A 20,232-nucleotide genomic window follows, 5' to 3' on the forward strand; every position below is an offset into this window, starting at 1 on the left:
TAGGGCCCCGGTACCCGTACCGAGGCCGTCACGATCACCCGGCGCAGCCGACGCGCCACTGCATAAGGACATCCCACCATGCCTCGTACCGGTACCGGGACGGCAGCCAAGCGGACACTAGTCTGGCTGGGCGTACTGACAGCACTGCTCGCAACCCTGCTGGGAGCGGGCGCCCACTGGAGCACCGCGAGCTGGAGCCCGCGCCTGGCCCTCGACCTCGAGGGCGGAACCCAGATGATCCTGGCCCCCCGGGTCCAGGACGGCAGCGAGATCACGCCCGAACAGCTCGACCAGGCGGTGGAGATCATCCGCCAGCGCGTCGACGGGTCCGGTGTCGCGGAAGCCGAGATCAGCACGCAGTCCGGCCAGAACGTGATCGTCTCGCTGCCGGGCACCCCCGACGCACAGACACGCGACCTCATCCAGGCCTCCGCCCAGATGGAGTTCCGGCCGGTCCTCGCCGGTGGTCCCGGCCAGGCCCCGGCCGCCGAGACACCCACCCCGGAGGACCAGCTCCCGACGCCGGCCGCCGAGCCGCAGAACGCGAGCGATCCCAACTGGATCACCCCCGAGCTGTACCAGGAGTTCGAGGCCCTCAACTGCCTCGACCCGGCAGCACTGGAGCCGGCGGAAGAGCCCGCGCCCGCCGACGAGCCCATGGTGGCGTGCGAGCCCGATACCCAGGGCAAGTACATCCTCGGCCCCGTCGAAGTACCGGGAACCGACATCACGACGGCGAGCTACGGACTGGAGCGCAGCCAGGGAGGCCAGACGCTCAACAGCTGGGCCGTGAACATCGACTTCAACGACGAGGGCACCGAGACCTTCCGCGAGGTCACCGAGCGCCTCTACGCGATCGGGCAGGGCGACCCCCGCAACCAGTTCGCGATCGTCCTCGACGGCCGGATCGTGTCCGCGCCCACCACCAACGCCGTCATCCCCGACGGCAACCCCTCGATCAGCGGCAACTTCACCGAGGAATCCGCGGCGGCCCTGGCGGAGCAGCTCAAGTACGGTGCGCTGCCCATCAGCTTCGAGATCCAGAGCGAGCAGCAGATCTCGGCCACCCTGGGCGCCGACCAGCTGCGCCTCGGGCTCATCGCCGGCCTGATCGGCCTCCTGCTCGTCGCCGCCTACTCTATGTTCCAGTACCGGCTCCTCGGCCTGGTCACCATCGCCTCACTAGTCGTCGCGGGCGTCCTGACCTACCTGGCCATCTGCATCCTCGGCTGGACGGAGAACTACCGTCTCTCGCTCGCCGGCGTCGCGGGCCTCATCGTCGCCATCGGCCAGACCGCCGACTCGTTCATCGTCTACTTCGAGCGCATCCGCGACGAGCTGCGGGAGGGACGCGGACTCGTCTCCGCCGTCGAGAACGGGTGGCGGCGCGCGAAGCGCACCGTCCTCGCCTCGAAGGCGGTGAACCTGCTGGCCGCGCTCGTACTCTTCTTCGTCGCCGTCGGCAACGTCCGTGGCTTCGCGTTCACCCTCGGCCTCACCGCGATCGCCGACCTCATCGTGGTCTTCCTCTTCACCCACCCGGTCCTCCGGCTCCTCGCGAGGACGAAGTTCTTCGGCGAGGGCCACCCGTGGTCCGGCCTGGATCCGAGCCGCCTCGGAGGCATCCCCCTGTACCGCGGTGCCGGCCGCCTCCGCCAGCCGGGAGAGGGCACCGTGAAGCCGGTCGTCGTCGCCCGGACCAAGAACAAGGGCGCATCGGCCGAGGCCGAGCGGCGCCTGACGATCGCCGAGCGTCGGCGTGCGGAACAGCAGAAGGCCCTCGCGGGCCGCACCGGTTCTTCCCAGAAAGAGACCAACGAATGAGCCGCACGAACTTCGCCACCTTCGGCAACGAGCTGTACTCGGGGAAGCGCTCCTACCCCTTCGTCGCGAAGCGGAACCTCTGGTTCCTGATCGCCGGGATCGCCCTCCTGATCTCGATCATCATCCCGGTGGTCAAGGGCGGCTTCAACCTGGGCATCGACTTCCGGGGAGGCTCGGAGTTCACGGTGTCCTCCACCCAGGACACGGACCCCGCGATCGGCGAACAGGCCGTGACGGACGTCGTCCCCGAGGCCGTGCCGCGCGTCACCAACATCGCCGGCGACACCATGCGCGTCCAGACGGAGCGCCTCTCGGACGACGAGACGCTGAGCGTCCGGGGCAACCTCGCCGACGGGTACGGTGTGGGCGAGGACCAGGTCACCTCCAGCTACGTGGGGCCCACCTGGGGTGAGGACGTCAGCCGGCAGGCCCTGATCGGGTTCGGGGTGTTCGTCCTCCTGGCCGCGATCCTCATGGCGCTCTATTTCCGCACCTGGAAGATGGCACTCGCCGCGATGGCCGCCCTGGTCGTCGTCATGGTCCTCACCGCCGGGCTCTACTCGCTGAGCGACTTCGAGGTCACGCCCTCGGCGATCATCGGCTTCCTGACGATCCTGAGCTATGCCCTGTACGACACGGTGGTGGTGTTCGACAAGATCCGGGAGAACACCGCGGACATGAAGACGTCCACCGAGCGCACCTTCGCCGAACAGGTCAACCTCGCGGTGAACCAGACGCTCGTCCGGTCCATCAACACGTCCGTCGTCGCGATCCTCCCGGTCGCCTCGATCCTCTTCATCGGGGCCTTCCTGCTCGGCGCCGGTACCCTCCAGGACCTGTCGCTGGCCCTGTTCATCGGCATCATCCTCGGCACGCTCGGCACCATCTTTATCGCCGCGCCGCTCTACGCCGCGCTCCGGCTCAACGAACCGGAGCTGAAGAAGCAGGAGGAGAAGGTCCTCGCCCGGCGTTCCCTGGCGGCAGCCTCGACCTGAGCCGCCGACCGCGCCGGCACCGTCGTCGGCCGCAGGAGACCCGTCCGGGCCGCCCGCGGCCGACGACGTTCCGGGCCCGGCTAGAATTGGACCGTCGCATGACCGGTGGCATCGCGGGTCCTCCTCGGGCCCGGGATCGAGATTGAGGGATGGCACATGGCTGAAGCGGTGAACCCTACGGGAGGGTCCGACGGCGGCGCGGGCACCCCCACAGCGGGGGGACAGGGCCCGATCGCCACGGACGTCGCGCGCCCGGGAGCGCCCCGGGGCCTCGTGCAGCCCGAATCGCCGACCTCCGCGCCGTCCGCCGCGAGCGCCGACCAGGTGGCCCCCGGCAGGCGTGGACGGACCCGCGCGCGCATCGCGCGGCTCACCGGCCGCGGCTCCTCCGGCTATTCGCCCGTCCTCGAGCCGCTCCTGCGCACCGTCCGGGCCAACAATCCCAAGGAAGACCTCGACCTCATCCAGCGGGCCTACCTCGTCGCCGAGCGCAGCCATGAGGGTCAGACGCGCAAGAGCGGCGACCCGTACATCACCCACCCCGTCGCGGTCGCCACGATCCTGGCCGAGCTGGGCATGACCGGCACCACGCTGGCCGCGGCCCTGCTGCACGACACCGTCGAGGACACCTCGTACACCCTCGAGGAGCTCAAGCGCGATTTCGGGCCCGAGGTGGCCATGCTCGTGGACGGCGTGACCAAGCTCGACAAGGTGTCCTTCGGGGACGCCGCGCAGGCCGAGACGGTGCGCAAGATGGTCGTCGCCATGGCGAAGGACATCCGGGTCCTCGTCATCAAGCTGGCCGACCGGCTGCACAACGCCCGCACGTGGCGCTTCGTCTCGCCCGCCTCCTCCGCCAAGAAGGCCCGGGAAACCCTCGAGATCTTCGCGCCGCTCGCGCACCGGCTGGGCATGAACACCATCAAGTGGGAGCTCGAGGACCTCTCCTTCGCGGCCCTGCACCCGAAGGTGTACGAGGAGATCGTCCGTATGGTGGGGGACAGGACCCCCGAGCGGGAGAAGCACCTCAGCCTCGTCCGGAACCAGATCGAGGAGGACCTGCGCACCGTCAAGATCAAGGCGACGATCACGGGGCGGCCCAAGCACTACTACTCCATCTACCAGAAGATGATCGTCCGCGGTAAGGACTTCGACGACATCCACGACCTGATGGGCGTGCGCGTCCTGGTGGACAGCGTGCGCGACTGCTATGCGACCCTCGGCTCGCTGCATTCCCGCTGGAACCCGCTGCCCGGGCGGTTCAAGGACTACATCGCGATGCCGAAGTTCAACATGTACCAGTCGCTGCACACCACCGTGATCGGTCCGGGCGGCAAGCCAGTCGAGATCCAGATCCGGACCCACGACATGCACCGCCGCGCCGAGTACGGCGTCGCGGCGCACTGGAAGTACAAGAGCGGCGGCCGGCAGCTCGAGGCGCAGGACGGCGGGGACATGGGGTGGCTGCGCAGCCTCGTCGACTGGCAGCAGGAGACCTCGGACCCGAACGAGTTCCTCGATTCCCTGCGGTTCGAGATCAACGCCCGGGAGGTCTTCGTCTTCACCCCGAAGGGCGAGGTCATGGCGTTGCCGGCCGGATCGACGCCGGTGGACTTCGCCTACGCGGTGCACACCGAGGTGGGCCACCGGACCATCGGGGCGAGGGTGAACGGGAAGCTCGTCCCGCTCAACAGCGAGCTCAACCACGGCGACTCGGTGGAGATCTTCACCTCGAAGGCCGAGGGGGCGGGGCCGAGCCAGGACTGGCAGGGTTTCGTCAAGAGTCCGCGCGCCCGGAACAAGATCCGGCAGTGGTTCACCAAGGAGCGGCGCGAGGAGGCCGTGGACAAGGGCAAGGACCTGCTGACGCGCGCCATGCGCAAGCAGAACCTGCCCCTGCAGCGCATGATGACGCACACCGCCCTGATGACCGTGGCCGAGGAGCTCCACCACCAGGACATCTCGGCGCTGTACGCCGCTGTCGGCGACGGGCACACCTCCGCCCAGAACGTCATCGAGCACCTCGTGGCGCTCATGGGCGGGCACGAGGGGGCCGAGGAGACCATCGCCGAGACCGTGGTCCCGGCGCAGCCCCGCCGGCCGAAGTTCTCCGACTCGGGCGTGACCGTCCGCGGCGTCGGCGACGTCTGGGTGAAGCTCGCCCGCTGCTGCACCCCCGTCCCGCCCGACCCCATCATCGGGTTCGTCACCCGCGGCTCGGGCGTCTCGGTGCACCGGACCGATTGCCGCAACGTGCAGGAGCTGCGCGATCAACCCGACCGGATCGTGCCCGTGGACTGGGCTCCCACGCAGTCGAGCGTGTTCCTGGTCGAGATCCAGGTCGAGGCCCTCGACCGCAAGAGCCTGCTCTCCGACGTCACGAGCGTGCTCGCCGAGAACCACGTGAACATCCTCGCGGCCAACGTGAACACGTCCTCGGATCGCGTGGCGATGTCCCGCTTCGCGTTCGAGATGGGCGACCCCAAGTACCTCAACCACATCCTCAGCGCCGTCCGGCGCATCGACGGTGTGTTCGACGTCTACCGGACCACAGGCTCCCAGCGCAGGCCCTGACGGCGGCAGGACGCGCGGTCGCCGTTCGCGTCCGGTGCGGGCGAACGGCCGGGCCCGCACAGGTTCGCTCCGTGCCCGCTCATCCTGTGGCGTCCGCCGGTCGCCGGGCTGCCCGCACCCTCGACAGGGCGCGCGTCTTCCCGGGCACCCTGGAGGCGCTCAGGAGCGCGGCCTCCACGAGGCGGAGCGGGCAGTCCAGGGTCCGGTCCCGGCCGATCGCCCGCAGGATGTCCACCGCGTCGCGGTCCTCGCCGTGCACCGCGATGTCCAGGGCGGTGCGTAGCGGGGTGGTCACGGACACCCCGCCCACCGTGTTCACGTCGAACGGTCCGAGCGCCACCTGATGCATCACAGCGGAGCTGAAGGGCGGCAACGCCGTGGTGCGACGCCGGTGATCCGTCACGAGGCTGATTACGGCCGGAGGAGGGGCGCACCCGTAGATCCAGGCCGCGCAGGAGCGTCCCAGCGCCACACGGGCCCGCACCGGCCGCGGAATGCACCGCGCGGCGGCCTGCGACCTGACGGTGGGATCCTCCCGGAAGTCGCTGCGAAGGTAGGACCCGCCGATCACGGGGCGCACCAGGCCCTCCAGGCGCATGGCCTGCAACTCCGCCGCGGTGAAGATCTCTCCCGCGTGGAAGAGCGCGCCCCCCGTCGAGGTGACCGGAGGGTGCGCCGCTCCCGGGTAGCGTTCGGGAGGTACCGCGGCGGAGGGGCCGTGCAGGGGAGCCATCACCTCAGCATGGGGACTGCCCCGCCCACGCGAAAGCCCTCCCGCACCGATGTGGACAAGGGTGCGGGAGGGCCTTCGCGGGGGCACGGCTACGAGAAGTCCTGCGCCGACCTCTGCAGCATGTCGAGCCACTGCTCCCGTGCGGCCAGCGCCTCCCGGGCCGAGGCGATCTTCTTGGCATCCCCGGCGCGTTCCGCGCCGGCCAGATCGTCCTTCAGCTGGGCGATGGTCGCCTCGAGCTGGCTCAGGGCGCTGTTGGTGCGCGCCTTCGTCTCGGGGTTCGTCTTCGTCCAGTGCTCGTCGTCGGCGGCCTTGACGGCGTCCTCCACCTTGCGGAGGCCCGCGTCGATGCGCCCCATGTCGGCGCGCGGGACCTTGCCTGCCTCGTCCCATCGGTCGCGGACCGACTGCAGCGCCTTCTTTGCGGCGGCGAGGTCCCTGATCGGCAGGATCTGCTGGGCTTCCCGCAGCAGGGCCTCCTTCGCCTCGAGGTTCCCCGCGTACTCCTCGTCGACGGCTTCGTTCGCGGCCTTCCGGGCCTCGAAGAAGCGGTCCTGGGCAGCACGGAAGCGGGCCCACAGGGCGTCGTCGTCCTTGCGGCTCGCGCGCTTGGACGCCTTCCACTCGTCCATCAGATGGCGGTACTCGGCCGCGGTCTGGCCCCAGTCCGTCGACCCGGACAGCTGTTCGGCGCGCTTGATGAGCGCCTCCTTGGCCTGCTTGGCCTCGGCGTTGTCGCTGTCCAGCTGCGAGAAGTAGGCGCGACGGTGACGGTCGAAGACGGTGCGGGCGGACCGGAAGCGCTTCCACAGCGAATCCTCCGTGCCGCGTCCGAGCCTCGGCCCGTTCTTCTGGGCGGCCTTCCAGAGCTCGAACAGTTCGTTCATCCGGGTGCTGCTGGCCTTCCACTGCACGGTGGAGGGGTCGCGGCCGGCGAGGTCCTCCGCCTCCGCCACGATCGCCTCGCGAGCCGCGAGTTCCTTGGCCTTCAGCTCGTCCTGGATGGCGCGCTCGGCCTTCTCCAGACCCGCGATCGCCTCGAGCAGGGCGTCGATGCGCGCCTCGAGCGCGAGGACATCACCGACCACCTTGCGTTCGCCGACCTGCGCGCGCAGATGCTTGGCCGTCTTGGCCATGTCCGACGCCGGCGCCTTGGCCTGCACCCGCTGCTCGAGGAGCGCCACCTGGCTCACGATGTCGTCGTACTTGCGCACGAAATAGGCGAGGGCTTCCTCGCGGGTCGCATCCGGGTACTGGCCGACCGGGTACTCCTCGCCGTCGACGAGCAGGAAGACGTGGCCGTCCTCCTCGACGCGCGCGAACCTGGCGGCCTCGGCAAGCGGCGTGCTGTGGGCGACGGGCGCCGCCACCGGCGTCGCGGCCTTCTTGAGCGGCCTCGGCGCCATCTTCGTGGGAAGCGGTGGGCGGGGACCGGACGGCTGCGGTGACGGGGTGCTGAGTGGCGCTGCCTCGGCGGCGGAGGGCGCAGCGGCGGCGGGCACGTCCTCGGCGGCTGCCTCGTCCGCCGGGGTGGGTGTTTCCTCGGCGGGTGCCTCGTCCGCCACGGCCTCCGGAGCGGCGGGCTCCCCGGCGGCTGCCTCCTCGGCGGGCGCGGCTGCTTCCTGCGCGGTCGTCCCGGACACCGCGGCGTCCGAGGGGACTGCGGGTTCGGCCGGCTCCTGTGCCACCGATGCCGCTGCTGCTTCCTCTGCTGCCGCACCCGGCCCTGCCGCTACGGATGCTGCACTGGTACCGTCGCCTGCCGCAGCGTCCTGCTGCGGGTCCTGGCCGATGGTCGTGTCGTCGGATTGCTGACTGTCTGTCACCGCTAGAAGTCTTTCGCTCGTCGGATGGCCGTGAACCGCGCCAGGGCCATTGCATGCAGGGTCCAGGAGTCCGTCGGTCATGGTGGCCGGGGTCCGGCGGCAAGGGCCTTCCGGCCGACCTCGCTGCGCACCCCGCCCTGACCTGACCTCCGGGAACCTGCCCTGAGGCTACTTTACCCACTGGCCCCCATTCCGCGGCATGGCGGAAGGAGGCCGCCCCGGCTGGACGAACCGCCCCGACGCGGCCCGGGCTTTTCCCGCGGAGGGTGCCCGGCACCTAGGATTGAGGCCGCAGAACCGGATCGTCCCGTCGTCGGGCGAGGACCGGAAACCCCGTGCAGGAGGAGATCCCCCCAATGGCCCGCAAGGCATCACTGTCAGGCTTTCCCGAGTGGCTCCCCGAGGAGCGCCTGATCGAGCTCCACGTGCTGGAGGTGCTGCAGCGCACGTTCGAGCTGCACGGATTCTCCAGCATCGAGACCCGCGCCGTCGAGACCGTGGACCACCTCCTCCGCAAGGGCGAGATCGACAAGGAGGTCTACGCGGTCTCCCGCCTGCAGGCCGAGGAGGCGTCCGCCTCGGAGAGCGGACTGGCGCTCCACTACGACCTCACCGTGCCGTTCGCGCGCTACGTCGTCGAGAACGCCGGCCACCTCGCCTTCCCGTTCCGCAGGTTCCAGATCCAGAAGTGCTGGCGCGGCGAGCGGCCGCAGGAGGGCCGCGCCCGCGAGTTCACGCAGGCGGACATCGACGTCGTCGGCGACGGCGTCCTGCCGTTCCGGTACGACGTCGAGCTCGCTCTCGCCGTCGTCGAGGCGCTCGGCGCCCTCCCGATCCCCGACTTCACCCTCCGGGTCAACAACCGGAAGCTGGCCGAGGGGTTCTACCGGGCGATCGGGCTCGAGGACACGGCGGCGGTCCTGCGCAGCATCGACAAGCTCGAGAAGATCGGCCCCGACAAAGTGGGCGCGCTGCTGCGCGACGAGATCGGAGCGGACAACGAGCAGGTGCGCCTGGCGCTGGAGCTCGCGGGCATCCGCACCGCGGACACGTCCTTCGTGGCGCGCGTCCGTGAGCTCGGCGTCACGAACGAGCTCCTCGAGGAAGGACTCGAGGAGCTCCGGCAGGTCGTGGGCGAGGCGTCGCGCCGCGCGCCGGGCCGGGTGGTCGCGGACCTCAGCATCGCCCGCGGACTCGACTACTACACCGGGACCGTCTACGAGACGGTGCTCGACGGGCACGAGGGTCTCGGGTCCATCTGTTCGGGCGGCCGCTACGACGCGCTCGCCCGCAAGGGCAACCGCACCTTCCCCGGCGTCGGGCTGTCCATCGGCGTCACCCGGATCGTGTCGCGCATCCTCAGCCAGGGCTTCGCCACGGTCTCCCGGGCGGTCCCCACGGCGGTCCTGGTGACCCTCGCGGACGACGACGCCTGGTCGCAGGCCCAGGATGTCGCAACAGCGCTCCGGAGCCGCGGGATCTCCGCCGAGGTGGCCGCGACCGCCGAGAAGTTCGGGAAGCAGATCAAGTTCGCCGACCGCCGCGGCATCCCGTTCGTGTGGTTCACCTCCCCGGACGGCTCCCACGAGGTGAAGGACATCCGGTCCGGCGACCAGGTGGCGGCGGACCCGTCCTCGTGGACGCCACCTGCGGCGGACCTGCTTCCCGTCGTCGCGCGGGCCTGAGGCGCCCGGCCAGGCCGGGTGACCGCCCGGCGGGGCCGCCGCGCCGGGCGCACGGCGGCGGCGGGGGGCCCGTCGCGCCCGTCAGGGCCGGCGGCGACGCCGTGCCAGGACCGCGGCGCGCACGGCGACTCCGACGGCGAGCACCGCGAGCATGGTCAGCACCGACGTCGCCGGCAGCGTGAACGCGAGCACGAGGCAGGCCGCCGCCCCGACGACGTTGAGCCAGCGCGGGGCGTACCACTGCCGGTCGGGCAGCGTGAAGGCGGCGATGTTCGCGATCGCGTAGTACACGAGCACCCCGAAGCTGGAGAACCCGACGACGGTCAGTACGTCCGTGGCGAGCAGCAGGACCACGACGACGACGGCGGTCGCGACATCCGCCGCCCAGGGCACCGCGAAGCGCGTCGAGATGCGGGAGAGTACCGACGGCAGGTCCCCGTTGCGGGCCATGGCGAGGCTGGTGCGGCCGACGCCGGCGATCAGGGCGAGCAGCGCACCGAGGCTCGCGAGTGCTGCCGCCAGGACGACCACCGTGTCCAGCACGCCGGCAGAACCTCCGGGCGGCGACCCCGCGTCGACGACGTCGCGCAGCGGCGCCGTCGAGCCGGCGAGGGCCTCCGGGCCGAGGGCATGCAGCAGCGAGAGCGCCAGGAGCAGGTACAGCACGAGGGTGAAGCCGAGCGCGCCGAAGATCGCCCTCGGGATGTTCCGGCGCGGTTCCCGCACCTCCTCACCCATGGTCGCGATGCGCGCATAGCCTGCGAACGCGAAGAACAGCAGGGCCGCGGCCTGCAGTACGCCGCCCGCGCCGCCCGTCCCCCCGGAGCCGGCAGCGGAGCCGGCCGCAGGGGCGGTGAACGCCATGACGACGACGAAGGCCAGCACGGGCACCACGAGCGAGACGATGACGCGCGTCGCGAGGGCCGTGCGCGTGACCCCGAGGAGGTTCACCGCCGTCAGGCCGACGACGGCGGCCACAGCGGCGGCCTTCTCCGCTCCCGGCGCCGCGTACAGGCCGAAGGTGAGGGCCATGGCCGCGCAGGAGGCCAGCTTCCCGGTGACGAAGCCCCACCCGGCCAGGAACCCGGGCCAGGGCCCCAGCTGCTCCCTGCCGTACACGTAGGTCCCTCCGCTGGAGGGATAACGGACGGCGAGCGAGGCCGTCGCCGCCGCGTTGCAGTACGCGACGAAGCCGGCGATGACGACGGCGAGGGGCAGCTGCGTCCCCGCGGCGGCGCCGGCGGGGGAGAAGACGACGAACGCGCCGGCGCCGATCATCGCACCGACGCCGACCGTCGTCGCGTCGAAGCCGCCCATGGCACGGCGCAGTCCGGGTGGCTGGGTCACGGTCCTCCTCGGTGGTTGCGGAATGCAGTGGTTGCGGAGCGCGGTGGTTGCGGAAGGCGGTGGTTCCGGAACGGGCTGTCCGCCGGTCCGGACCGGACCGGTAAAGTTGGACCGGTTTGAACCAACTCTAGGCAGGCGAGGCTCGCCTGCGACTCATCGAACGTATCTGTGGGAAGGAATGCTGTGCTCCGCACGCATGAACTCGGCTCGCTTCGGCCCGAGCACGTAGGACAAACGGTCACCCTGGCGGGATGGGTCGCCCGTCGCCGGGATCACGGCGGCGTCGCGTTCCTCGATCTCCGGGACGCCTCCGGCGTCGCGCAGGTCGTCGTCCGCGAGGAGGACGTGTTCTCGTCGCTCCGCAACGAGTACGTCCTGCAGATCGTCGGCGAGGTGCAGCAGCGCCCCGAGGGCAACGAGAACCCCGCCCTCCCCACCGGCGCGATCGAGATCATCGCGGACACCGTGACCATCCTCAACACCTCGGACCCCCTGCCGTTCCAGATCGACGAGCACGTCGAGGTGGGCGAGGAGGCGCGCCTGCGCCACCGCTACCTCGACCTCCGGCGTCCCGGCCCCCAGGCCAACCTGCGCCTCCGGTCCGAGGCCAGCCGGATCGCCCGCGAGCTGCTGCACGCGGACGGGTTCGTGGAGATCGAGACCCCCACGCTCACGCGCTCCACCCCGGAGGGCGCCCGCGACTTCCTGGTGCCCGCGCGCCTCGCGCCCGGCTCCTGGTACGCGCTCCCGCAGTCCCCGCAGCTGTTCAAGCAGCTCCTGCAGGTCGGCGGGTTCGAGAAGTACTACCAGCTCGCGCGCTGCTACCGCGACGAGGACTTCCGCGCGGACCGCCAGCCCGAGTTCACCCAGCTCGACATCGAGGCGAGCTTCGTGGAGGAGGACGACATCATCGCCCTCGGCGAGCAGCTCGTCGCCGCGCTCTGGAAGCTGATCGACGTCGAGATCCCCCTCCCGATCCGCCGCATGACGTACGCCGAGGCGATGGCGAAGTACGGCTCGGACAAGCCGGACCTCCGCTTCGGGCTCGAGCTGACCGAGCTGACCGAGTTCTTCAAGGACACCGGCTTCGGCGTCTTCAAGGCCCCCTACGTGGGCGCCGTCGTCATGCCCGGCGGCGCGTCCCAGCCGCGGCGGCAGCTCGACGCCTGGCAGGAATGGGCCAAGCAGCGCGGCGCCAAGGGCCTCGCCTACGTCCTGATCGACGACGACGGCAGCCTCCGCGGCCCCGTCGCGAAGAACCTCACCGACGCCGAGCGCGAGGGCCTGGCCGGCGCGACCGGGGCCAGCCCGGGCGACTGCATCTTCTTCGCGGCCGGCGACCGGTCGTCGTCGCGCGCCATCCTCGGTGCCGCGCGCGTCGAGATCGGCCGCCGCACGGGGCTCATCAGGGAGGGTGACTGGGCCTTCGTGTGGGTCGTCGACGCCCCCATGTTCGAGCCCGCCTCCGCCGCCGTCGCCGCGGGGGACGTCGCCGTCGGAGGCGGTGCGTGGACGGCCGTCCACCACGCCTTCACGTCCCCGAAGCCCGAATTCCTCGACACGTTCGACACCGATCCGGAGAACGCCGTCGCCTACGCCTACGACATCGTCTGCAACGGCAACGAGCTCGGCGGCGGATCCATCCGTATCCACCAGCGCGATGTGCAGGAGCGCGTGTTCGCGGTCATGGGCCTCGGCAAGGAGGAAGCGCAGGAGAAGTTCGGCTTCCTGCTCGAAGGCTTCAAGTACGGCGCGCCCCCGCACGGCGGCATCGCCCTGGGCTGGGACCGCGTGGTCTCGCTCCTGGCGGGGACCGACTCCATCCGCGACGTCATCGCGTTCCCGAAGTCCGGCGGCGGGTTCGATCCGCTCACCGCGGCGCCCGCACCGATCACGGCGCAGCAGCGCAAGGAGGCCGGCGTGGACGCCCGGCCGAAGGCCGCCGTCGAGGGCTGATCCGCGGAGCTGCTCCGGAAGCCCCTGGGGCAGGCACCCGCGGTCCTTCGCTGTCGGACGAATTGTGACGGTCGGGCGGTGCGCGCCGACGGGCTGTGAAATAATCGGGGGAGTACGTGCTCCGGGGTCGGTGTAAGTCCGAACCGGCGGTGATAGTCCGCGACCCGCTCAACGTCCCGCACCCGCGGGGTGGCGGCGGTTGAGCCGGTGGAATTCCGGGACCGACAGTCAAAGTCTGGATGGGAGAAGCACGAACAGCAGGGACTCACCGCTGCCCGTCGCCGGGTCGCGGTGCCTGTCGTGGCACCAGCCGTGGCAGGACGCCCCTTGTCGTGCCGCCATTGCCCGGAGCCGTGGACTCGGTGAAGGATCGGCATGGACTTTCTGCAGTGGCTCTTCGAAGCCCGCATCCCCGTAGGCAACGGTTCCCTCCTGCTGCGCGAAGTGGTGGGCAACGTCTTCGGTCTCCTCAGCGCCTTCGGCGGCATGCGCCGGCGCGTCTGGGCCTGGCCGGTCGGGATCATCGGGAACGTGCTGCTCCTCACCGTCTTCCTCGGGTCCCTCTTCGGCGCCGCGAGCGCCGCCAACCTGCTGGGGCAGGCCGGCCGACAGGTCATGTTCATCGCCGTCTCGATCTACGGGTGGCGCCGGTGGCGGGCCAGCCGCGACCACGGCGGCCAGGCCGTGGAGCCCCGCTGGGCCGGGACCAGGGCGCGCATCGGCATGGTCTCGTTCATGATCGTCGGCACCTTCGCGCTGACCCCCCTGTTCCGCGTGCTCGGTTCGTACGAGCCGGTCTGGGCCGACGCCTGGACCTTCGTCGGGTCCCTGCTCGCCACCTACGGGATGGCCAAGGGCTGGGTGGAGTTCTGGCTCGTGTGGGTCGCGGTCGACATCGTGGGGGTTCCCCTGCTCTTCAGCGCGGGCTACTACGCCAGCGCCTTCATGTACGTGTTCTACGGGGCCTTCACCCTCGTCGGGTTCTTCGTGTGGGCCCGCGCCCAGCGCACCGGGAAGCCGAGCGTCGAGACACTCCTCCCGGATCCGATGCTGCGATGAGCACGACGCCCGGCCCCCGGACCACCGCTGCGGAGACGGCCGCGATGCTGCGTGCCCTGGACCTCGCCGGCCGCGGGGTGCGCGGCGCCAACCCCCTGGTGGGCGCCGTCCTGCTCTCCGCCGACGGCACCGTCCTCGGGGAGGGCCATCACCGCGGGGCGGGCACGCCGCACGCGGAGCCCTCCGCCCTCGCCGACGCCCGCCGGCGCGGCAACGACCCGCGGGGCGCCACCATGGTCGTGACCCTCGAGCCGTGCAACCACACCGGCCGGACCGGCCCGTGCAGCGAGGCACTCATCGACGCCGGCGTCGCCCGCGTCGTGTACGCGGCCGACGACGTCAACGGTGCCGCCGCCGGCGGGGCCCGGCGGCTGCGCGACGCCGGCGTCGACTGCGTCAGCGGCCTCGAGGCCACCCGCTCACGGCACCTCAACCAGCGCTGGACGGCCTCCGTCCTCGCGCGACGCCCCTTCGTCACCCTGAAATCAGCGCAGTCCCTCGACGGGCGCGTGACGGCCCGCGACGGCTCCAGCCAGTGGATCACGGGCGAGGACGCACGCGCCGACGGCCACCGGATCCGTGCCCTCGCCGACGCCGTCCTCGTCGGCACCGGGACCGTCCTCGCGGACGATCCGCGCCTCACGGCCCGCGCCGGTGCCGCGCAGGGCACTCAGGACGACGCCGGGGACGCACCACCGGTGCGGGACGCCGGCCTGCGGGTGGTCCTCGGACGCACCCCGGTGCCGGACGACGCCGCGGTGCGCGGCGAGGGCTTCCTCCACCTGGCCACCCGGGACGTCGACGCGGCCCTCGGCGAGCTCCATGCCCGGGGGGTCCGGCACGTCCTCGTCGAGGGAGGCCCGCGGATCGCCTCGGCATTCCTCCGGGCAGGGGTGGTGGACGAGCTGTTCAGCTACGTCGCGCCCCTGATCCTCGGCGACGGGGCGCCCGCCTACCCGGACCTCGGCGTGGGCACCCTCACCGACGCCGTCCGCTGGGCGCCGGACGACGCCGGCGGCCCCGCCGTCCTGCAGTTCGGCCCCGACGTGCGCCTGCATCTCGGACCCCCACCGCCCGCCCCCTGACCCGCCCACCCATCGCGAAGGAAGTACCAGTGTTCACAGGAATCGTCTCCGAGCAGGGCAGCGTGGTCTCCCTGGAGCTCACGCCCGACGGCGAGAGCGCACTCCTCGTCTTCGAGGCGCCCGGAACAGGCCGGGACCTCGCGCCCGGCGCCTCGATCGCCGTCAACGGGGTCTGCCTGACCGCCGTCACGCTCGACGGCGGCCGCGTGGGCGTCGACGTCATGGGGGAGACCCTGCGCCGCACCACCACGGGCGGCCTGCAGCCCGGCGCGCCGGTCAACCTCGAGCGGTGCGTCCCCGCGGGCGGCCGCCTCGACGGCCACGTCGTGCAGGGCCACGTGGACGGTATCGGCGTGCTGCTGGAGCGCGAGGACCTCGGGGCCTGGCACCGGCTCCGCTTCGGGTTGCCCACCGACCTGGGACGCTACGCCGCCGAGAAGGGGTCCGTCGCGATCGACGGCGTCTCCCTGACCGTCACCGCGGTGAGTCCTCCCGAGGACACCGGGCAGTGGTTCGAGGTGGGCCTCATCCCGACCACTCTCCGGGAGACCGGCCTCGGCGCGAAGGCCATCGGCGACCCGGTGAACCTCGAGATGGACGTGCTCGCGAAGTACGCCGAACGCCTCCTCGGCTTCGCCGCCGCGGACGCCGTCCGGGGCCGGACCACCGGGGGCACACCGTGACGGGAACCGAGCCGGTGCGCCTCGATCCCATCGAGGACGCCATCGCCGCCATCGCCGCGGGCCGCGCCGTCGTCGTGGTGGACGACGAGGACCGCGAGAACGAAGGCGACATCGTCTTCGCCGCGGAGGACGCCACGCCGGCCCTCGTCGGCTGGACGGTGCGCTGGACGTCGGGTGTGCTCTGCGTGCCGCTGCGGGCCGACGACGCCGACCGGCTGCTCCTGCCGCCCATGACGGCGGTCAACGAGGACTCGAAGGGCACGGCCTACACGGTCTCGTGCGACGCCGCCACGGGCGTGAGCACCGGCATCAGCGCCGCTGACCGCGCCCGTACGGCGCGCGTGCTGGCCGAGCCGGCCAGCGGTCCCCTGGACCTCACCCGGCCGGGCCACGTCTTCCCCCTGCGGGCGGCCTCCGGGGGCGTCCGCGAACGGCCCGGGCACACCGAGGCCGGTGTGGAACTCAGCGTCCTGGCCGGCAAGCGCCCGGCGGCCGTCATCGCCGAACTCGTCCACGACGACGGCGACATGATGCGCCTGCCCGCGCTGCGCCGCTTCGCCGACGAGCACCGGCTCCCGCTGGTCTCGATCGAGGACCTCGTGGCCCACGTCCGGGCCGGCGAGGACCGCGGCGACAGCGCCTGACCCCGCAGTACACCCCGCGGTACACCCCGCAGCACCCCGCAGCACCCCAGCATCCCTGCAGTAGACGAACCGAAGGAGAACCATGAGCGGCCACGGAGCACCCAGCATCGACGTCAGCGCGCTGACCACCCAGGACGGCGCGCCCCTGCGCATCGCGATCATCGCGGCGAGCTGGCACACGCAGATCATGGACGGGCTGCTCGACGGCGCCCGCCGGGCCGCGGCCGAGGCCGGCGCCGAGGTCACCGAGGTCCGGGTGCCCGGCAGCTTCGAACTGCCCGTCGCCGCCGCGCGCCTCGCGCCCCGGTTCGACGCCGTCGCAGCCCTCGGCGTCGTCATCCGCGGCGGCACGCCGCACTTCGAGTACGTGTGCCAGGCGGCGACGTCGGGCCTCACCGACGTCAGCGTCCGCACCGGCGTGCCGGTGGGTTTCGGGGTCCTGACCTGCGACACCGAGCAGCAGGGACTGGACCGCGCCGGACTGCCGGGCTCCTCCGAGGACAAGGGGCACGAGGCCGTCACGGCCGCCCTCGCGACGGCCGCCGTCCTCCGAGCCTCGGAGCGATGAGCGCGGAGGCGTCCGTCACAGGACCCGGCCCACGTGCCGCGGCGGCTGTGCGAGCCGATAACCTAGGGGGTGTGAAAACCTTTGATTCCCTGTTCGAGGAACTCAGCGCGAAGGCGGTCGAGCGCCCCACGGGCTCCCGGACCGTGGCGGAGCTCGACTCGGGCGTGCACGGCATCGGCAAGAAGGTCGTCGAAGAGGCCGCCGAAGTGTGGATGGCGGCCGAGTACGAGTCCACCGAGGACGCCGCGGAGGAGATCTCCCAGCTGCTCTACCACCTGCAGGTCCTCATGATCGCCAAGGGACTCACGCTGGAGGACGTCTACAAGCATCTGTAGCCGCACAGGGCGCCCACGCACCCCATCGCGGCTCCTGCCCGTCTCGTCCCCCGTCTCCACCAGCGAAAGATCCCCATGCTCCGTGTCGCAGTCCCCAACAAGGGCGCCCTCTCCGAGGCCGCCTCGTCCATGCTCGCCGAGGCCGGCTACCGCCAGCGCCGCGACTCCCGCGAGCTGGTGCTCGTCGATCCCGAGAACGAGATCGAGTTCTTCTTCCTGCGACCACGGGACATCGCCGTGTACGTGGGTTCGGGGACGCTCGACGTCGGCATCACCGGCCGCGACCTCTTCCTCGACGCCCAGGTGGAGGCCGAGGAGCTCATGCAGCTCGGCTTCGGCGCCTCCACCTTCCGGTTTGCCGGCCCCGTCGGCGACTTCACCTCGCTGGAACAGCTCGAGGGCCGGCGCCTGGCGACCAGCTACGAGGGCCTCCTGAACGACTACCTCGCCGCGCGCGGCATCACCGCGTCGGTGGTCCGGCTCGACGGCGCCGTCGAGTCGTCGGTGCGCCTCGGGGTGGCCGACGCCATCGCCGACGTCGTCGAGACCGGCAGCACGCTCCGGGCCGCCGGCATGGAGATCTTCGGCGAGCCCATCCTGCAGAGCGAAGCCGTGCTGATCGGCCGGGCCGGTGCCGAGGCGCCCGCAGGCCTCGCCGTACTGCTGCGGCGCCTGCAGGGCGTCCTCGTGGCACGCCAGTACGTGATGATGGACTACGACATCCGGAAGCACCTCGTGGACGAGGCCGCGGCCCTCACGCCCGGGCTGGAATCCCCGACCGTCTCGCCGCTGCGCGACACCGAGTGGGTCGCCGTCCGCTCCATGGTCAAGCGCCACCAGACCAACCGGGTCATGGACGAGCTGTACGAGCTCGGCGCGCGCGCCATCCTCGTCAGCACCATCCACGCCTGCCGGATCTAGGGGAGGGGCAGCCGTGACCGTCGCAGTCCGCGTCATCCCCTGCCTCGACGTCGACGCCGGACGCGTGGTGAAGGGCATCAACTTCGAGGACCTGCGGGACGCCGGGGATCCCGTGGAGCTCGCGCACCGCTACGACCGCGCCGGCGCCGACGAACTCACCTTCCTCGACGTCACCGCCTCCTCGGGCAACCGTGAGACCACGTTCGACGTCGTCGCCCGCACCGCGGAGGAGGTCTTCATCCCGCTCACCGTGGGCGGCGGCGTCCGTGAGATCTCCGACGTCGACCGCCTCCTGCGCTTCGGTGCGGACAAGGCGTCGATCAACACCGCCGCCGTCGCCCGGCCCGCCGTGATCGACGAGATCACCGGGCACTTCGGCGCGCAGGTCCTCGTGCTCTCCCTCGACGCCCGGCGGACGCGGGACGCGCGCACGCCGTCCGGCTTCGAGGTCACCACCTACGGCGGCCGCAAGGGCACCGGGATCGACGCCGTGGCCTGGGCGAAGGAGGCCGCGGACCGCGGGGTCGGGGAGATCCTGCTCAACTCGATCGACGCCGACGGCACCAAGGAGGGCTTCGACCTCGAGCTCATCCGCGCCGTGCGGGCCGCCGTCGGGGTGCCCCTGATCGCCTCGGGCGGCGCGGGCAAGCCCGAGCACTTCCCGCCGGCGGTGGCGGCCGGCGCCGACGCGGTGCTCGCGGCCTCGGTCTTCCACTTCGGTCCGGTGGACGCGATCGCCCAGGTCAAGGCGGCCATCCGCGAGGCAGGGTTCCCGGTCCGCTAGTCCTCCGTCCCGGCCGAGGCGCAGCCGGCGCGGCCCGGAAAACGGATCAGATGCCGACGTCGGCGCTCTGCAGTAGGGCGACGGCGTCGGGCTGGCCCTCGAAGGTGACCAGTGCCTGCGCGCGCCCGTGCGCGTGCAGGAGCAGTTCGCCGGGGTCGCCGACGATCGCCACGGACACCGGCGCGCGTTTGGCCACGTGCCGGGGCCCGTCGGGGCACACCAGGACGATCCCCAGGTCCACGCCCCGGTAGAGGAACGCCGCACGCTTGACGAGTTCCTCCCAGAGGGCGTTCGCGTACTCCACGTCGAGGGCCCGCGGCGCCCAGCGCGTCGTCGCCCGGCGGACGTCCTCGGTGTGCACGAAGTACTCGATGAGGTTGGCGCTCCTGTCGATCACGCCGATGCGCATCGGCGTGAGGGCGGGTGGACCCGCCAGGAACCGGTTCACGAGGGCCTCGTAGGCCGCGGGCGACGCCGCCCGTCCCGCCGTCTCCCGCATGGCACGCTCGGTCGTGGGGGAGAGTTTAGGGATCACCATGCCCAACCCCAGGGCGGGCCTGTGCTCCCGGAGGTAGAGGTGTGCGGCGAGGTCGCGGGTCTGCCACCCCTCACACAGGGTGGGGGCGTCGGGGCCGGCGGCAAGAAGCGTCTCGGCCAGGACCTCGCGGGACGGGGTTACGTAGCGCATCACTGCTGAAACTAGCATGGCGGGCCGGGTCGGGGGCAGGCCCCGCCCACGCTCCCGCACAGCCCGCACTAGAATCAGGACTGATGCTCTCCTCCGCCCCCTCCCCGAACCGCACCGCCCCTTCCTCCGAGTCCCGCTCCGAGGGGGACGGCCCCGTCCTCGATCCGGCGATCGCCGCCGCCCTCAAGAAGGACGACGCCGGGCTCGTCGCCGCCGTCGTCCAGCAGTACGACACGCTCGAGGTCCTGATGCTCGGCTGGATGGACGAGGAGGCGCTGCGGCGGACCCTGAGCACGGGGCGCGTGACGTTCTACTCGCGGTCCCGCGCGGAGTACTGGCGCAAGGGCGATACCTCGGGGCACCGGCAGTGGGTCAAGGGCGTGGCCCTCGACTGCGACGGCGACGCCCTGCTCGTGACGGTGGACCAGGAGGGCGCGGCCTGCCACACCGGCACCCGCACGTGCTTCGACGGCCGGGCCCTGCCCGCCGAGACCGCCTCCCGGCCCGACCCCGAAGGACTCTGAC

The 20,232-nt window shown here is 71.6% G+C and carries 18 protein-coding genes and 1 riboswitch; of the genes, 14 read left to right on the forward strand and 4 right to left on the reverse strand.

Going from position 1 to position 20,232, the window contains the following annotated elements; all coding sequences use genetic code 11:
- Positions 1-78: 78 nt before the first annotated feature.
- The 3 genes from secD to CXQ92_RS01295 all read left to right on the forward strand — a co-directional run bounded on the left by secD (position 79) and on the right by CXQ92_RS01295 (position 5,393).
- The gene (secD, locus tag CXQ92_RS01285) at positions 79-1,824 is read left to right on the forward strand and encodes a protein translocase subunit SecD (RefSeq protein ID WP_104164587.1); all 1,746 of its coding nucleotides are present in this window, start codon (positions 79-81) and stop codon (positions 1,822-1,824) included.
- Positions 1,821-2,819: a protein translocase subunit SecF gene (secF, locus tag CXQ92_RS01290; protein ID WP_104164589.1), complete on the forward strand. Its 999-nt coding sequence runs from the start codon at positions 1,821-1,823 to the stop codon at positions 2,817-2,819. Before secD ends, secF begins: the two co-directional genes overlap by 4 nt.
- Before the next feature lie 156 nt (positions 2,820-2,975).
- Complete coding sequence (locus CXQ92_RS01295; RefSeq protein WP_258069646.1) at positions 2,976-5,393, forward strand: bifunctional (p)ppGpp synthetase/guanosine-3',5'-bis(diphosphate) 3'-pyrophosphohydrolase; 2,418 nt, start codon at positions 2,976-2,978, stop codon at positions 5,391-5,393.
- Between the two features lie 79 nt (positions 5,394-5,472).
- Here CXQ92_RS01295 and CXQ92_RS01300 read toward each other — a convergent pair whose 3' ends face one another.
- A complete protein-coding gene (locus tag CXQ92_RS01300; protein WP_104164591.1) occupies positions 5,473-6,126 on the reverse strand; it encodes a hypothetical protein in 654 nt (217 codons plus the stop codon).
- A gap of 89 nt (positions 6,127-6,215) precedes the next feature.
- Positions 6,216-7,952: a DUF349 domain-containing protein gene (locus tag CXQ92_RS01305; protein WP_258069647.1), complete on the reverse strand. Its 1,737-nt coding sequence runs from the start codon at positions 7,950-7,952 to the stop codon at positions 6,216-6,218.
- Between the two features lie 356 nt (positions 7,953-8,308).
- On the opposite strand from CXQ92_RS01305, the gene hisS reads away from it, so the two are divergent.
- Positions 8,309-9,637: a histidine--tRNA ligase gene (gene hisS / locus CXQ92_RS01310; protein ID WP_104164595.1), complete on the forward strand. Its 1,329-nt coding sequence runs from the start codon at positions 8,309-8,311 to the stop codon at positions 9,635-9,637.
- A gap of 81 nt (positions 9,638-9,718) precedes the next feature.
- On the opposite strand, the gene CXQ92_RS01315 is transcribed toward hisS, so the two are convergent.
- The gene (locus CXQ92_RS01315; protein ID WP_258069648.1) at positions 9,719-10,984 is read right to left on the reverse strand and encodes an APC family permease; all 1,266 of its coding nucleotides are present in this window, start codon (positions 10,982-10,984) and stop codon (positions 9,719-9,721) included.
- A gap of 183 nt (positions 10,985-11,167) precedes the next feature.
- On the opposite strand from CXQ92_RS01315, the gene aspS reads away from it, so the two are divergent.
- The 9 genes from aspS (at position 11,168) to hisF (ending at position 19,019) form a co-directional block, all read left to right on the forward strand.
- Positions 11,168-12,940, forward strand: coding sequence for an aspartate--tRNA ligase (gene aspS / locus CXQ92_RS01320; protein WP_104164599.1), 1,773 nt, complete (start codon positions 11,168-11,170; stop codon positions 12,938-12,940).
- Positions 12,941-13,053: 113 nt separating this feature from the next.
- A riboswitch (FMN riboswitch) is annotated at positions 13,054-13,195 on the forward strand.
- 120 nt (positions 13,196-13,315) lie between these two features.
- Complete coding sequence (gene pnuC / locus CXQ92_RS01325; protein ID WP_104164601.1) at positions 13,316-13,999, forward strand: nicotinamide riboside transporter PnuC; 684 nt, start codon at positions 13,316-13,318, stop codon at positions 13,997-13,999.
- Positions 13,996-15,084, forward strand: coding sequence for a bifunctional diaminohydroxyphosphoribosylaminopyrimidine deaminase/5-amino-6-(5-phosphoribosylamino)uracil reductase RibD (gene ribD, locus CXQ92_RS01330; RefSeq protein WP_104164603.1), 1,089 nt, complete (start codon positions 13,996-13,998; stop codon positions 15,082-15,084). Before pnuC ends, ribD begins: the two co-directional genes overlap by 4 nt.
- A gap of 29 nt (positions 15,085-15,113) precedes the next feature.
- A complete protein-coding gene (locus CXQ92_RS01335) occupies positions 15,114-15,767 on the forward strand; it encodes a riboflavin synthase (RefSeq protein ID WP_104164605.1) in 654 nt (217 codons plus the stop codon).
- Positions 15,764-16,411, forward strand: a complete 648-nt coding sequence (gene ribB / locus CXQ92_RS01340; protein ID WP_104164607.1) for a 3,4-dihydroxy-2-butanone-4-phosphate synthase — start codon at positions 15,764-15,766, stop codon at positions 16,409-16,411. Before CXQ92_RS01335 ends, ribB begins: the two co-directional genes overlap by 4 nt.
- A gap of 82 nt (positions 16,412-16,493) precedes the next feature.
- On the forward strand, positions 16,494-16,979 hold the full coding sequence (gene ribH / locus CXQ92_RS01345; protein WP_104164609.1) for a 6,7-dimethyl-8-ribityllumazine synthase: 486 nt from the start codon (positions 16,494-16,496) through the stop codon (positions 16,977-16,979).
- A 71-nt stretch (positions 16,980-17,050) separates the two neighbouring features.
- Positions 17,051-17,314: a phosphoribosyl-ATP diphosphatase gene (locus CXQ92_RS01350; protein WP_104164611.1), complete on the forward strand. Its 264-nt coding sequence runs from the start codon at positions 17,051-17,053 to the stop codon at positions 17,312-17,314.
- Positions 17,315-17,389: 75 nt separating this feature from the next.
- Positions 17,390-18,235 carry an ATP phosphoribosyltransferase gene (gene hisG / locus CXQ92_RS01355; RefSeq protein WP_104164613.1) on the forward strand — a complete coding sequence of 282 codons (846 nt, stop codon included), beginning with the start codon at positions 17,390-17,392 and terminating at the stop codon, positions 18,233-18,235.
- Between the two features lie 13 nt (positions 18,236-18,248).
- Complete coding sequence (gene hisF / locus CXQ92_RS01360) at positions 18,249-19,019, forward strand: imidazole glycerol phosphate synthase subunit HisF (RefSeq protein WP_104164615.1); 771 nt, start codon at positions 18,249-18,251, stop codon at positions 19,017-19,019.
- A 46-nt stretch (positions 19,020-19,065) separates the two neighbouring features.
- Here hisF and CXQ92_RS01365 read toward each other — a convergent pair whose 3' ends face one another.
- Positions 19,066-19,707: a TIGR03085 family metal-binding protein gene (locus CXQ92_RS01365; protein ID WP_104164617.1), complete on the reverse strand. Its 642-nt coding sequence runs from the start codon at positions 19,705-19,707 to the stop codon at positions 19,066-19,068.
- A gap of 83 nt (positions 19,708-19,790) precedes the next feature.
- Between CXQ92_RS01365 and hisI the strand changes: the two genes are divergently transcribed.
- The gene (hisI, locus tag CXQ92_RS01370) at positions 19,791-20,231 is read left to right on the forward strand and encodes a phosphoribosyl-AMP cyclohydrolase (RefSeq protein WP_104164619.1); all 441 of its coding nucleotides are present in this window, start codon (positions 19,791-19,793) and stop codon (positions 20,229-20,231) included.
- Position 20,232 lies beyond the last annotated feature (1 nt).

This window comes from Arthrobacter sp. SX1312 (genome assembly GCF_002929295.1).
Classification (GTDB): domain Bacteria; phylum Actinomycetota; class Actinomycetes; order Actinomycetales; family Micrococcaceae; genus Arthrobacter_D.